Here is a 14203-nt window from a genome sequence, read left to right as displayed (position 1 = left end):
TCCAAAAAAGAGAGCGATTAAGCTCAATTAGAAAAACTGACGAGAACGTAATGTTCTCTTTATTTTGCTCGGTTACCATACCGTCTGACGACTTGTACCATAACCTCGCGTTTAGAATTTCGAAGAATCGAAATTCTTTGCTCACTCGTTGTTCAGTTTTCAAAGATCAACTTCGTTGCCTTTCAACTCTCGTCGTCAGCAACTTTTATATCATATCATGTCCGGTTTATAAATGCAAGCTTTTTTTTAAAAGTTTTTTCAACTTCTGATCGAAGCTTACTTGCCATGTTCTTGTTTGAAACGGCTTATTTCTTGGCCGGAATTAGAATATACCATGTATATAAAACTTATGCAATACTTATTTTAAAAATTATATTCAATTTTCTGTTTTTTTATTTAGTAGCTCTTTTTATCCTTACAGATACAGATAGTTCTTTTCGAGTACGGTTCCATGCTTTTCAGCCGTCTTTAGATTTAATACTAAAAAAGAAGAGCCGCTGCTTATACTAGCAACAGCTCCTCTTCCTAACCAATAATAATACGCCCTTCAGGATGACGATAAAGATTCTTTGTCTTCTTAGGCCGTACTGCATATGCAATGGTAAGCGGACCGATACGACCTATGAACATGGTTACGGTAATAATTAGTTTTCCCCATACGGTCAGCTCTGGTGTAAGACCAACGGACAACCCTACTGTACCAATCGCCGATGCGGCTTCGAACATAACGGATAGGAATGGTGCATCTTCTGTTGTAAGCAGCAGCATAACGACCACCATAAAAATACCTAACGTGATAATAATGATCGTCATTGCTCTCATCACCAGACCCTGAGGTATGCGATGTCTGAAGAACACGATATCTTTTTGACCACGAACCATGGCTATAATGGCGCCCATCATAATGAAGAAGGTTGTGGTCTTGATACCGCCGCCCGTCGAGCCTGGGGAAGCACCGATAAACATAAGCAGAATGAAGAAAAACTGTGTGGCTGAACGCAGTTCCGTCATATCTATTGTACTTGTCCCAGAAGAACGGGTAGAGACGGACTGGAAGAATGACGCATACAGCTTATGAGCAAAGTCCAATGATCCCAGCGTCTTTGTATTGGTAAACTCGAATATAAATAGGACAAGTGCACCTATGCCAATAAGAAATCCCGATATAGACAACACCATTTTTGAATGTAGGGACAATGAACGCTTCTTCGGAAACTCGAACAAGTCATTAAGGACGACAAAGCCCAGACCACCGGAAATGACAAGTACAGAAGCAACTACATTAAAGAGCCAGTCTCCTGTGTAATTCATAAAGCTGTTTCCGAACAAATCAAACCCACCATTGTTAAACAATGATACGGAATGAAATACACCATAATAAAAAGCCTGGCCGAAAGGCATCTCTACTGCCCAGCGAATCGTAAAAATGATTGCAGCAACACCTTCAATAGAAAAAGAGAAGATCAGCACTTTGCGTATAATACGTACGACCCCTTCCATCGTATCCGCATTAATCGCTTCTTTTAGTAGCAATCGGTCTTTTAAAGATAATCTACGGCCGAATAGAAGGGCAATCAGTGTGGCAATGGTCATAAAGCCCAAACCGCCCAGCTGCATTAGCACCATAATGACGATCTCGCCGAATAAGGTAAAGGTGGTACCCACATCCACAACAATGAGACCCGTTACACAGGCTGCTGATGTCGCTGTAAACAGCGCATCCACAAAATTGAGGGCCTGTCCGTTCTCATTGGCAATAGGCAGCATTAGCAGAATCGTGCCCACGGCGATGATCGCAAGAATCCCGGCAACGAGTATAAATGGCGGGGAAGCAAATTTTTTAGTTATCCCTGTCTTTTTCAAAACGGATCTCGCCTTTCTTGCCGCAGCATACTTGTCATGACTTAATAAAAGAGGAACAACTGAAGCCATATTCGCTCGGTTGTTCCTCTGACTGTTGTACTTCCATTAATTATGAATTGGCCGTTACGCGATTGAAGCAGTAACTACCGTTCGCCATCAGCTATACGGTCAATTAATCCAATGCACGCGGACGCATATGTGGGAAGAGCAGCACATCCCGAATAGACGGGGCATTCGCTAGCAGCATAACAAGGCGGTCAATACCGATGCCAAGTCCTCCTGTAGGCGGCATGCCGTACTCCAAGGCACGGATAAAGTCATCATCCATCTCATGAGCTTCATCGTTGCCTTGCTCTTTTTCTAATAGCTGTGCTTCAAAGCGCTGACGTTGATCAATCGGATCATTCAGCTCGCTGAAGGCATTCGCATGCTCACGCGCTACGATAAACAGCTCGAAGCGATCGGTAAAGCGTGGATCCTCTTCGTTCTTCTTCGCAAGCGGTGAGATTTCTACAGGATGTCCGTATACAAAAGTCGGCTGAATCAATGTCTCTTCCACAAATTCTTCGAAGAATGCGTTAAGAATATGGCCAAATGTCATATGAGGCTCTATCGAAACCTTATGCTCTTTTGCCAGCTGATGCGCTTCTTCGTTCGTCATTTGCACACTGAAGTCTACTCCCTTCACTTCCTTAACGGCATCCACCATGGATACACGGCGCCATTTCGGAGTGAGGTCTACTTCATGTCCTTGGTAGTTAATCTTTTGCGTACCCAATACTTCTTGGGCAATATGCGCGATCATGTTCTCTGTAAGCTCCATGATATCCTGATAATCAGCATAAGCTTCATACAGCTCAATCATTGTGAACTCTGGATTGTGACGTGTGGATACACCTTCGTTCCGATAAACACGGCCGATCTCGTATACTTTTTCCATACCGCCCACAATGAGTCGTTTCAAATGAAGCTCAATTGCGATACGCATATACAGCTCCATATCCAGGGCATTATGATGCGTAATGAACGGACGCGCTGCCGCTCCGCCTGCAATGGCATGAAGGGTCGGTGTTTCCACTTCCAAGTATCCAAGAGAATCCAGGTAACGGCGCATGGATTGAATGATTCTTGAACGTGTAATGAACGTTTGCTGTACATCTTGATTCATAATGAGGTCTACATAGCGCTGGCGATAGCGCAGCTCTACATCTTTAAGACCTTGATACTTGTCCGGAAGCGGATATAGCGACTTCGAGAGAACATCAAGCTCTGTAACTTTAATCGACGTTTCACCTGTTTTAGTCTTGAAGACAACGCCTTTGACACCAATAATATCCCCAAGATCAAGGATGGTGAATGCATCCCACTGTGTCTCGGAAACCGTGTCTTTACGTACATAGATTTGAATACGGCCGCTCAGGTCCTGGATATGTGCGAAGCTCGCCTTACCCATAGTCCGTTTGGCCATAATCCGGCCTGCTACCGTAACTTCTACGTTCTTCTCATCCAGCTCTTCTTTTGTAAGATCATTATATTGAGCCAGAATGGCTCCTGCTTCGCTGTTGCGAACATATTTCTTGCCAAATGGATCGATACCCAGACCACGAAGCTCGTCCAATTTTGCACGTCTGATCTGAAGAAGCTCGCTCAATTCTACTTCCGGGTTCATTGTTTCATCCGTCATTGCCTTGCTCAACTCCCTTATTTGATATGTATGCGTTTATAAGCAACGCACGCCGATACTGAAAAAAAGCTTCCCCAAGGGAAGCTTCTGATCCTTATCCCGAAAACATGGTATTACTTCTTGATATCCACGATTTTATACTGGATGACGCCCGCTGGTACGTTAACATCAACAACGGTTCCCTTTTTCTTACCAAGGATCGCTTTACCCACCGGACTTTCATTCGAGATTTTATTCTGCAGCGGATTGGATTCCGCAGTTCCGACAATCGTATATTCAACAATATCACCGAATTCGAGATCTTCAACGGAAACCGTTGCTCCAATACCTACAGTATCTGTGTCGATTTCGTCACTGTTGATAATACGCGCATTACGAAGCATTTTCTCCAAAGTAATAACACGACCTTCAATGAAGGCTTGTTCATTCTTGGCATCTTCGTACTCGGAGTTCTCGCTAATATCGCCGTATCCGATTGCTACTTTGATCCGTTCGGCAACTTCGCGGCGCTTAACGGATTTGAGGTTCTCAAGTTCATCTTCCAGCTTCTTGAGCCCTTCCTGTGTAAGAATGACTTCTTTATCGCTCATCTCAACCGATTCTCCTGTCATGGGAATAATGTAAAACCATTTCAAATACCTGTAAAAACAATATGCAAATCTTCAGAAAACAGAACACCTTGTTCTCTTGATGTAAAGTTTCATTAAAAAGCTTCTTGCCGAATTTATACCAAAAAATTATAGGGTAACGGTATTCAAAAGTCAATGTCGCCCCTTAGAGATTGTTGGAAACAAATATAAAAAATGAAAAGTTTATTAACAAGCGCAGTCTGCATTAACCGCTTCTGCCTCGATGGCCTTCTCATTCTCGTCGTTTTGAGGCAGCTGCTCGAGGAAATTCGTCAGGACGGATACCATTTCATCGCGTTTTGTCCCTTCCATAATGGCATCTTTAATACGAGCAGAGCCTTTCAGCCCCTTCAAATACCAGGATAAGTGCTTACGCATCTCGCGGACAGCGACATGCTCCCCTTTGAGCGCTATAAGGCGGTCCATATGCAAAATGGCAATACGGATCTTTTCCTCCGGATCAGGATCCGGGGGAAGAATGCCTTTCTCCAGATATTCAATCGTCCGGTACAGCATCCAAGGATTCCCGAGTGCAGCACGGCCGATCATGACGCCATCCACACCGGATTCCTCCAGTCTTCGCTTGGCCTCCTCAGGTGAGGAGATGTCTCCGTTGCCAATAATCGGAATGGATACCGATTCCTTAACTTCCTTTATAATGTCCCAGTCTGCATATCCGGTATACAGCTGCTCTCTTGTTCTGCCGTGCAGTGCAATGGCTTTGCCCCCCGCGCTCTCCACAGCACGCGCATTCTCCACAGCATATACATGATCATGATCCCAGCCGATCCGCATTTTAACCGTTACCGGCTTCGCGACAGCATCTACAACGGCAGATACCATCTCATAGATCTTATTTGGATCGAGCAGCCATTTAGCTCCTGCATCACTTTTGTTGATTTTTGGAGCAGGACAGCCCATATTGATGTCGATAATGTCAGCATTTGTCTCTTGATCAACGACCTTCGCTGCACCGACTAACGAATCACGGTCTCCACCAAAAATCTGCAGGCTAAGCGGCTTTTCCCGTTCATCAACAAACAGCATTTCCCGTGTCCGCTTATTTCCACTCAGTATTCCTTTGTCACTAACCATCTCCGCACATACGAGTCCTGCGCCAAATTCTTTGGCAATCAAACGAAACGCCGGGTTACTTACTCCAGCCATCGGCGCAAGCACAACCTGGTTCTTCATTTCAATATCTGCTATTTTCAGCATGAAACGAACCCCCTTTCTTCCTATTGTTCTAGAATGGTTATATTTATAGGTTTTGAAACATCCATTACGTTAATTTATTCAAAAAGAATAGCTACCTCTGAAGCTCCACTATCGTGATCTCCAGCGCTTCAGCAATGACTGCAAGCTGTTCATCCGTCGGCTTACGGGTACCCCGTTCGAACATCCCCAGCATCGCGAGAGAGATCCCTGATTGTTCTGCTAAAGTCTGCTGCGTAAAGCCTTTTAATTTTCGGAAAGCGCGGATGCGTCTGGCCAGTTGCATGTTTTCCACCGCTGTATTCCATCCCTTTCATCCAGTCTCTCAAGAGCTGTTTGTACAAAAGTATATATAGAGCCTGACTGCGAGCTCACTACATCTGACAAAGGTACCAACACAAAAGCACGCTCTGCCATACGAGGATGCGGTAGAATAAGTTGTTCCGTATTCATCTCTACGCCTTCGTACCACAACAGATCAAGATCCACAGTTCTCGGTCCCCATCTAATATCCCGAATCCGTCCGAGACGGTGCTCGATATCCAGCATGAGGACAAGCAGCTCGCCCGGTGGCAGTGAGGTCTCTACAGCAATCGCCATATTAATAAAGGAAGGCTGGTCCACGTATCCAACAGGTTCTGTCTCGTATAGATCGGAGCATCTGAGCACCTTCACCTGATCCTGCTGATCCAGCAGCTGAATGGCGGACAGCAGTGTGGCTTCCCGATTACCCAAATTAGCCCCTAAAGCAATATAAGCCTCTGACGGATCAGAGGTCTGGTGTGCGTTCATGAATCGTTATCCCACTTTCCTAGTGCGATGAAGTTCTATAGTTACTCCTCCAAAATGAATGTCGAACGGAGGATGCGGCTTCGTTACTTTGACAATAAGCGCATTGACATTAGTATAAGTCGCAAGGAGAGAAGATGCAATGTTTTCGCCTAAAGCTTCAATTAATTGGAACGACTGATTCTCAACAATATCCTTCACTTGTGCATGGATCTCCGCATAATTGATCGTTTTGTTCAGATCATCCGTGCTTCCTGCCTCCTGCAGATCAAGATCCAGCTCAAGATCAATATAGAAGCGCTGACCCAGCTTGCGCTCTTCTTCAAAAACTCCATGATATCCGAAATACTCCATCCGGTGCAGCTTCATCTTATCCATTACTTCATCTCCTTCAACGTTTGATACAGCATAGCGTCACACATATCGACCGTCCGTTTGATCTTGGCTACATCATGTACACGTACCATCTGCGAGCCTTGGGCAATACCGAAAGCAACTGTCGCAGCTGTTCCCTCCACTAGATCGTCTACAGGGAGGTTCAATGTATTTCGGATAAATCTTTTGCGTGAGGTTGCAAGTAATACCGGATAACCTAAATTCGCCAGATCGCCAAGGGACGCCATCATGAGCAGATTTTGTTCGTACGATTTGGCAAAGCCAATTCCCGGATCCAAAATGATATTGTTCTTATCTACTCCGGCTGTCAACGCCAAATCAATGCTCTCCTGTACATCTTGAAGGGCATCACTTACAAAATCACCATAATCCGTGTTATCCCGGTTATGCATTAATATAATAGGACAGTCCATTTCTTTTGCCAGCTCCGCCATATGCGGATCCGCCTTGCAGCCCCAAATATCATTGATAATATGAGCTCCTGCTTCTAATGCAGCCCGTGCCACTCCTGACTTGTATGTATCAATGGAAATGGGAATGTGAGGTGCACGCTCTGAGATCGCCTTAATTACAGGCACAACGCGCGCAATTTCCTCCTCGTCGCTGATCACCGTATGCCCTGGACGTGTAGATTCGCCGCCGATGTCTATCATGTCTGCTCCCTGCTCATATAGCTCCAGTGCATGGGTTACCGCGCGCTCTACCTCGTAGAACTGACCGCCGTCGGAGAAGGAATCCGGCGTTACATTAACTATGCCCATAATGAGTGTTCTTTCACCAAGGGTAAGCGTCATTTCACCCTTTTGATAAGTACGTTTATAAATTCTAGGTTGTAGCATCTCTCCGACCTGCCTTTATTCGATATAGATGTAACAGCTCTCTCGTAATCGGACCCATTCGTCCTTGTGATATCTCCACCGCTGAACTTCCACCTGTCGGCACATCCAGAATTGTAGTGATGGGGACTAGTTCCTGAATAGAGCTGGTCATAAAAATTTCGTCCGCCTCCCTCAGCGCCTCCCAGGTATATAACCCCTCAGCAGCTGGGATCTGCTGTTCTTTACACACTTCAAGCACAACTTCTCTTGTTATGCCCGGCAAAATACCTGTCGATAATTCTGGGGTGAACACCATCCCATCCTTCACAAAAAAGAGATTACTGACCATCCCTTCAGCCAAAGACCCTTCAGGTGTCAGCATCAGCCCTTCTGCTTGCCGCTGAACAGCCTGCTCATACTGCATAAGCTCCCGCTTCGCCAAAATATTATTCATGTAATGCAGCGATTTAAAACGAACCTGTCCCTCAGGGGTATTTCGTCTCGTTCGCAGCAGCTGAAGCGCCTTGCCCTTCTCATACCATTCGTCAGACATGGCAGGTAGGGCTTTGGCGAATACAATATGATTCGGCTCAGAATAATTGTCAGATGGAAGTCCGAGCAGCTCCTCTCCTGCAGAGACAGTATACCGAATATAAGCTTCCTCCAGCCCATTCGCAGCCAGCAGTTTGACAATCCATCGCTCAAGCTCTTCCGGATCAGCTGTAAAAGGTATGCCCAGCTCAGCACAGCCTGCAGCCATTCGATCCAAATGACGTCCCAGGTTAGAGGGCTTACCTTGATATGTACGAAAGGTCTCAAACAAGCCGATGCCATACAAGAAGCCGTGATCCATTACAGGAATCGCGGCTTGTTTCAATTCGGTCAGCTGACCGTTCATCATTGTATATTTCATCTTAAGCCTGCTTCTGTATCTTCAGGAAATTACGCAGCATCTGATGCCCATAATCCGTAACGATGGATTCAGGATGGAACTGGACACCTTCAATGGGATACTCTTTATGTCTTAGCCCCATGATCTCGCCCTCTTCTGTCTCTGCTGTGATCTCCAAGCAGTCTGGCAGACTCTCACGCTCTACCAGGAGGGAGTGATATCTCGTTGCCGTAAATGGTACCGGCAGGCCTTCAAAGACCGACTGCCCGCCATGAAGAATCGGAGACGTTTTGCCATGCATGAGTCTCTCTGCTCTAATCACGTTCCCGCCAAATGCTTGGCCAATCGCCTGATGACCGAGACATACGCCAAAGATCGGAATCTTTCCTTTGAAATGTGTCAGCACATCCAGACTAATTCCCGCCTCATTCGGTGTGCAGGGTCCGGGCGAAATCAATATATGATCGGGCGCAAGCGCCTCTATTCCTTCCAGGTCTATCTCGTCATTACGACGAACCTCAATTTCCTCACCTAGCTCACCTAAATACTGTACGAGGTTATACGTAAAAGAATCGTAATTATCAATAACTAGAATCATAATCTAATTAACCTCCTCTAATCTCTTCTCAACTAAGCATTTGTAGAGCAAATGCGACTCACGTTAGAAACGGTACATCACGTTAGTGTGTATGTTTCTCTCAGTGTTACTGTATTTATCTATACTTTGGCATTCGTCAGCTTCAATGCTGCCTCTTCACTATATTGTACAGCTTTCATCACTGCACGTGCTTTGTTTTTTGATTCCCGGTACTCTCGATACGGATCGGAATCAATAACAATGCCTGCTCCGGCCTGAATGTAACCTATTCCATCTCTTACCGTCAAGGTCCTGATAACGATGTTCAGCTCCATATCTCCATGGTAGCCAATCCAGCCGATCGAACCAGTATAGGGCCCTCGTCTGACAGGCTCCAGCTCCTCTATAATCTCCATCGTACGAACCTTGGGGGCGCCGGTAATCGTCCCTCCTGGAAAAGCGGCTGCAATGACATCGAAGGCATTTTTCCCATCCGCAATCGTTCCTTCGACTTGAGATACGAGATGCATGACATGGGAGTAATACTCAATCGTCATTAATTCAGGGACCCTTACCGAACCGTACTGCGCAACACGTCCGATATCGTTTCTTTCTAAGTCAACAAGCATGATATGCTCGGCCCGCTCCTTCTCGGTATGAAGCAGCTCGTTTGCCATCTGCTCATCTTCTTCGGGTGTCTTTCCTCTTCGTCTCGTGCCTGCAATCGGCCTTGCTACCACTTGTCCATCATCAAGCTTGACTAGGAGCTCCGGAGAACCGCTCACCAGCTCGAATTCTGGAGTACGTACATACCCCATATACGGAGATGGATTAAGCACACGCAGCCACTCATATACATCCTCCGGAGAGGTATGAAGCTCCTTTTGCTGGCGTAGAGACAGATTCACCTGAAATACATCGCCTTGGCTGATATAATCCTGGACTTTGCGTACCGCCTGCTCGAATGCATCCTGGGCAAAGGAGGACTCCCAGTCTGTTGTAACGTCAATAGATGCATCTCCCTGCTGTGATGCCAGCTTCATCCGATCTAACCGCTGCTTCAGCTCCGTCCTGTATTTTAAGCCACTTGCCGCTTCAATGATCTTCTCAGCTCTTACCATCATTCGCTCAGCCCGGAGTTCGGCTTGTTGAAATTGCTCTTCAAGAGAAAACTCCGCCTGTTTAAGTACATAAACAGCACTGAAGAGCATCTTGCGTTCATGATCCATCATCCACACTTCATCAAACCGCATCCACATATAATCAGGGAGCTCGGAATCGTCCTTCGCTATTACAGGCAGCTTCTCAAGCGAGCGAGCTATGTCATAGCTCAAGTAGCCGACAATGCCACCAGAGAAAGGCGGTATCCCTTCTACACGTGGAGCAGTATAAGGACTCAGCCACTCCTCAAGTATGGACAGAGGATCTCCCTCCAGAAGATTAGACATCCCTGCTTCGGCTGTATTCGTAAGCTCCTCTGTCTGTGCCCTATTCCCTTTGCCTGTAATAACAGATACAGGATCAAGGCCCAGATAGGTGTACCTGCCGTCCTTGCCGCTCTCTAATACAAAAGCATATGGAGAAGCCTGTTCCCAAGCGGGCTTCCATGAGCCAACTCTGTCGTCTCCAGGAAATGGCTTGCAGATAACATAAGGAAGCACAGTCCAATCGCCCTTGCTCCAGGCCTGCCAGTGTTCATATGTCGTTATTACTTTATTCATGTAAATCTATATCCCCCAGCCGCCTGATCTATTGTTTGTAAGTATACTAGAGCGTGCAGCTTTTTGGAAAGAGCCGCATTGCACCATTCTTAAATTTCAGAGCATCCATAAAGAGGATGGAAATAAAAAAAGACTGCAGGCAAACTCAATTAAGCAGTTTGTCTACAGTCTGCCTCATCTCTTAGGATGACCTAAGAAGTGAGTAAAGTTGCATGATTCAAAGTTCGGATTACGATTAGCCTTCGAAGTTGTACAGCGGTGTGCTCAAGTAACGCTCACCATTACTTGGTACGATGGCAACTACACGCTTGCCAGCTCCAAGCTGCTTAGCTACTTGAAGAGCTGCTCGAATGGCTGCACCAGAGGAGATTCCCGCAAGAATACCCTCTTCTTTAGCTACTTGGCGTGCCGTTTCAAAGGCATCATCGTTCTCAATATGAACGATTTCATCATAGATGTCCCGATTCAAAATTTCTGGAATAAAGTTAGCACCAATTCCTTGAATTTTGTGAGGTCCAGGCGTTCCTCCAGCAAGAATTGGAGATGCTGCAGGCTCAACAGCTACGATCTTGATGTCCGGGTACTCTTGCTTCAGCACTTCGCCAGCACCTGTAATCGTTCCGCCAGTACCAATTCCTGCAACGAATGCGTCCAGTGTTCCGCCGATGGAGCCAATGGCTTCCACAATCTCAGGTCCTGTCGTTTCACGGTGAATCTTCACGTTCGCTTGGTTCTTGAACTGTTCTGCCATGAAGTAGTTCGGATTCTCTTGAACAATCTCTTCTGCTTTCTTAACAGCACCGTTCATTCCTTCTGAACCTGGTGTCAGCACAAGCTCTGCACCATATGCGCGAAGCAGATTGCGGCGCTCCAAGCTCATTGTTTCAGGCATAACAATAATAACACGGTAGCCTTTTGCTGCTGCTACCATTGCGAGGCCAATACCTGTGTTACCGCTTGTTGCTTCAACAATAGCATCACCTGGTTTAATGCGCCCTTGCTTCTCAGCCTCTTCTACCATGCTGATGGCGATACGGTCTTTAACGCTGGCACCTGGGTTCTGGTACTCGAGCTTAACATAAATTTCTGCGCTTCCCTCAGGCACGACGCGATTTAGACGCACAAGGGGTGTGTCTCCGATCAGTTCAGTAACGTTGTTAACAACTTTAGCCATGATAATTGACCTCCTTGAGATAGATGAAATATGAAGAATGCTGCTGCTTCTTGGTTGTTAAATTCATTCGGGCAGGCACGCTGTAGTACAGGGAACCTTAAATAGCGTGTCATGAGTCCGAATTTATAAAGAATTCATACAAGATTGATAAAAATCATTTATATTCCGAGTAAATCAGTAGGTATTTCAAAGTTAATCTTATCAACCTTAGCTGCACTTGTCAATATTGCTCAAAAAAAATACTTTGACTTGGGCCTTTAGCCGGTTGTCAAAGTATTTTATAACCAGATTAGTGTCTTTACTAAACTAAGCTTAGACTAGGATGCCTTATCCAGCTCTATCAGAATCTCAGCTCCATGTTTATCCCGAAGCGACTTCTCCACTTCAGAGAGCGGCCCTGCTTCATTAAGCGCGAGCATCCGCCGAATATCCTCCATTGCCTGCTCACGAGTCATCGCGTTCTCTTCGTTAATATCGTTAAGCCGGATAATAATATAAGCGTCTTCTATGAGAATAGGACCGGCAGCCTCACCAATGTCAAGTTCCCTGGCAACCTCCATCATCGCCTCAGGCTGAAAAGGATCATCCTCATCAATCAGTCCAAGCCTGCCATTCGTATCCTTGCTGTATTCATCCGTCGACAGCTCCTGAGCCAGCGCTTCAAAGCTCTCTCCCTGCTCCAGTCGTGACATGACCTGCTCCGCAGTCTCTGCATCATTCACTTGAATCATGGAGAGGTCGAGCTGTCTGCTTGGGGTATAGCTGTCCAAATGCTCTTCATAGTACTGCTCAACTTCTGTTTCACTGACTTCGATACCAGCAGTAGCGATTTTCTCGAGCAGAATGTGATAGGTAGCCTCTGCCTTCAAGTCATCTATACTAAGACCGAATTGAGTGAACATCTCCTTGTAGTAAGCTTCCTCTGAGGTGTAGCCTTCCATCGTCTCCTCCAGTTCAGCCTCGACCTCTGCTTCGGTTATCGTTAAACCCTTCTCCTTGGCTTCTTCCAACACCGCACGACGATTCAGCATCTCAGTAAGCATGTTCTTCCCGTATCTTGCCTTGAGCAAGTTCACCCATTCTTCCTCTGAAACATCCTGTCCGGCAATCCGGGCTACAGTCTCCTCCTGATCCTGCGTCTGAGAATCGGCTTCGTCAGAAGCCGTGTTCAATCCCTGAAGGATGAAAGTACCCATCATTACAACTGAAGCGGTCAAGACAACAACGGTTACCCACAGTCCTTTTTCCTGTTTCCTCATCCCATCTCATCTACCCCATAATGGATTAGCTTTTGGCTTGCTCAAGTATCGCTTCCAGGTCCTCTTTCTCAAATTGATAAGCTTCATTGCAGAAGTGACATACAACCTCTGCCTTGCCTTCCTCGATCAAGTTTGTCAGTTCTTCTTCTCCCAAGGAAATCAGTGTCTGCTCAACGCGCTCACGAGAGCACTGACATTTGAACTCAATATCCATTTGATCCCGAATTTCCACATCCGGTAAGATCCGGCGCAGCATATCCTCTACTTCTAGTCCCTGCTCAAGCAGAGTGGTTACAGGAGGCAGCGAACCAAGGGAATTCTCAATCTCTGTGATCTCGTTATCGTTTAACCCCGGCAGCAGCTGGATAATAAAACCGCCCGCAACAATGACCGAGTTATCTGTATCAACAAGCACACCCAGACCCACTGCAGACGGCGTTTGCTCTGAAGTTGCGAAATAATACGTAAAGTCTTCAGCAAGCTCACCGGAAACAATCGGGATACTCCCCCGGTAAGGCTCCTTCAAACCAAGATCCTTGATTACATGAATGTAGCCTGTAGTACCGACCGCTCCGGCCACATCGAGTTTGCCCATACTGTTGCTCGGCAAGTGAATATGAGGTTCATTTACGTAGCCGCGAACCTCTCCCTTCGCATTCGCATCAGCGACGATCTGCCCGACAGGGCCTTCACCCTTAACTTGCACTGTTAGCTTTTCTTCTCCCTTGAGCATAGCACCCATCATTGCCGCAGCAGTTACTGTGCGTCCCAAAGCTGCCGTTACGACCGGAAAAGTATCATGTCTTCTGCGAAGCTCTTCAACCAGTTGGGTTGTGCTCACTGCAAAAGCGCGTACACGTCCTCCTAATGCCGTTCCACGTACTAGATAGTCCTTCTTGTTGTTGTCCATGGCTGTATAAATGCCTCCTTAATATAGATATATCCTAAAAAAGATTGACTCAGATTATGCAAATCCCGAAAGCTGCAACGCCTATAACTTCTATAATCTAGATTTGACGATGACCATTGTCTCACAAGACAGGCAGCCAGTTCTTGGCTGCCCTGTATGTTTATCATGCAACGACGTCAATTCAATCATGCTTCGTTATTTCTTTATTGTAATCGAAAAAGATAATGGAATAAAGGCAGCCAAGCTCTTGCCTCCTTCCATTATCTTTTTATAGAG

The 14203-nt window shown here is 46.1% G+C and carries 14 protein-coding genes; all 14 read right to left on the bottom strand.

What is annotated here, in order from left to right; translation table 11 throughout:
• Positions 1-525: 525 nt before the first annotated feature.
• The 14 genes from BLW49_RS26085 to hslO all read right to left on the bottom strand — a co-directional run bounded on the left by BLW49_RS26085 (position 526) and on the right by hslO (position 13927).
• On the bottom strand, positions 526-1863 hold the full coding sequence (locus tag BLW49_RS26085; RefSeq protein ID WP_090727874.1) for a TrkH family potassium uptake protein: 1338 nt from the start codon (positions 1861-1863) through the stop codon (positions 526-528).
• Between the two features lie 172 nt (positions 1864-2035).
• Positions 2036-3547 (bottom strand): lysine--tRNA ligase, encoded by a 1512-nt coding sequence (lysS, locus tag BLW49_RS26080; protein ID WP_090727871.1) that lies wholly within the window; start codon positions 3545-3547, stop codon positions 2036-2038.
• Positions 3548-3660: 113 nt separating this feature from the next.
• The gene (greA, locus tag BLW49_RS26075) at positions 3661-4137 is read right to left on the bottom strand and encodes a transcription elongation factor GreA (RefSeq protein WP_076315619.1); all 477 of its coding nucleotides are present in this window, start codon (positions 4135-4137) and stop codon (positions 3661-3663) included.
• Positions 4138-4362: 225 nt separating this feature from the next.
• Positions 4363-5394 carry a tRNA dihydrouridine synthase DusB gene (gene dusB, locus BLW49_RS26070; protein WP_090727870.1) on the bottom strand — a complete coding sequence of 344 codons (1032 nt, stop codon included), beginning with the start codon at positions 5392-5394 and terminating at the stop codon, positions 4363-4365.
• Positions 5395-5485: 91 nt separating this feature from the next.
• Complete coding sequence (locus BLW49_RS26065) at positions 5486-5686, bottom strand: helix-turn-helix domain-containing protein (RefSeq protein WP_076315621.1); 201 nt, start codon at positions 5684-5686, stop codon at positions 5486-5488.
• Positions 5638-6183 carry a 2-amino-4-hydroxy-6-hydroxymethyldihydropteridine diphosphokinase gene (gene folK, locus BLW49_RS26060; RefSeq protein ID WP_090727867.1) on the bottom strand — a complete coding sequence of 182 codons (546 nt, stop codon included), beginning with the start codon at positions 6181-6183 and terminating at the stop codon, positions 5638-5640. Before folK ends, BLW49_RS26065 begins: the two co-directional genes overlap by 49 nt.
• Positions 6184-6189: 6 nt before the next feature.
• The gene (folB, locus tag BLW49_RS26055; protein ID WP_047914130.1) at positions 6190-6558 is read right to left on the bottom strand and encodes a dihydroneopterin aldolase; all 369 of its coding nucleotides are present in this window, start codon (positions 6556-6558) and stop codon (positions 6190-6192) included.
• On the bottom strand, positions 6558-7415 hold the full coding sequence (folP, locus tag BLW49_RS26050; protein WP_090727865.1) for a dihydropteroate synthase: 858 nt from the start codon (positions 7413-7415) through the stop codon (positions 6558-6560). Before folP ends, folB begins: the two co-directional genes overlap by 1 nt.
• The gene (locus BLW49_RS26045; RefSeq protein WP_090727864.1) at positions 7402-8307 is read right to left on the bottom strand and encodes an aminotransferase class IV; all 906 of its coding nucleotides are present in this window, start codon (positions 8305-8307) and stop codon (positions 7402-7404) included. Before BLW49_RS26045 ends, folP begins: the two co-directional genes overlap by 14 nt.
• Before the next feature lies 1 nt (position 8308).
• On the bottom strand, positions 8309-8884 hold the full coding sequence (gene pabA, locus BLW49_RS26040; RefSeq protein ID WP_076315625.1) for an aminodeoxychorismate/anthranilate synthase component II: 576 nt from the start codon (positions 8882-8884) through the stop codon (positions 8309-8311).
• Positions 8885-9003: 119 nt separating this feature from the next.
• On the bottom strand, positions 9004-10584 hold the full coding sequence (locus BLW49_RS26035) for an anthranilate synthase component I family protein (protein ID WP_090727862.1): 1581 nt from the start codon (positions 10582-10584) through the stop codon (positions 9004-9006).
• 235 nt (positions 10585-10819) lie between these two features.
• Positions 10820-11758, bottom strand: a complete 939-nt coding sequence (cysK, locus tag BLW49_RS26030) for a cysteine synthase A (protein ID WP_047914135.1) — start codon at positions 11756-11758, stop codon at positions 10820-10822.
• Positions 11759-12075: 317 nt separating this feature from the next.
• Entirely contained in the window at positions 12076-13017 is a 942-nt protein-coding gene (locus BLW49_RS26025) for a peptidyl-prolyl cis-trans isomerase (RefSeq protein ID WP_090727861.1), read from the bottom strand.
• A gap of 25 nt (positions 13018-13042) precedes the next feature.
• Positions 13043-13927, bottom strand: a complete 885-nt coding sequence (gene hslO / locus BLW49_RS26020; protein WP_076315629.1) for an Hsp33 family molecular chaperone HslO — start codon at positions 13925-13927, stop codon at positions 13043-13045.
• Positions 13928-14203 lie beyond the last annotated feature (276 nt).

This window comes from Paenibacillus sp. PDC88 (assembly GCF_900106725.1).
GTDB lineage: Bacteria > Bacillota > Bacilli > Paenibacillales > Paenibacillaceae > Paenibacillus > Paenibacillus shunpengii.
The sequence above is the reverse complement of the archived record's forward strand: the minus strand, read 5'-3'. Positions and strand labels throughout refer to the sequence as shown.

Coding starts and splice junctions, on each gene's coding strand:
- lysS (WP_090727871.1), bottom strand. CDS start 3,547: ATGACGGATGAAACAATGAACCCGGAAGTAGAATTGAGCGAGCTTCTT.
- greA (WP_076315619.1), bottom strand. CDS start 4,137: ATGAGCGATAAAGAAGTCATTCTTACACAGGAAGGGCTCAAGAAGCTG.
- dusB (WP_090727870.1), bottom strand. CDS start 5,394: ATGCTGAAAATAGCAGATATTGAAATGAAGAACCAGGTTGTGCTTGCG.
- folK (WP_090727867.1), bottom strand. CDS start 6,183: ATGAACGCACACCAGACCTCTGATCCGTCAGAGGCTTATATTGCTTTA.
- folB (WP_047914130.1), bottom strand. CDS start 6,558: ATGGATAAGATGAAGCTGCACCGGATGGAGTATTTCGGATATCATGGA.
- folP (WP_090727865.1), bottom strand. CDS start 7,415: ATGCTACAACCTAGAATTTATAAACGTACTTATCAAAAGGGTGAAATG.
- BLW49_RS26045 (WP_090727864.1), bottom strand. CDS start 8,307: ATGAAATATACAATGATGAACGGTCAGCTGACCGAATTGAAACAAGCC.
- pabA (WP_076315625.1), bottom strand. CDS start 8,884: ATGATTCTAGTTATTGATAATTACGATTCTTTTACGTATAACCTCGTA.
- BLW49_RS26035 (WP_090727862.1), bottom strand. CDS start 10,584: ATGAATAAAGTAATAACGACATATGAACACTGGCAGGCCTGGAGCAAG.
- cysK (WP_047914135.1), bottom strand. CDS start 11,758: ATGGCTAAAGTTGTTAACAACGTTACTGAACTGATCGGAGACACACCC.
- BLW49_RS26025 (WP_090727861.1), bottom strand. CDS start 13,017: ATGAGGAAACAGGAAAAAGGACTGTGGGTAACCGTTGTTGTCTTGACC.
- hslO (WP_076315629.1), bottom strand. CDS start 13,927: ATGGACAACAACAAGAAGGACTATCTAGTACGTGGAACGGCATTAGGA.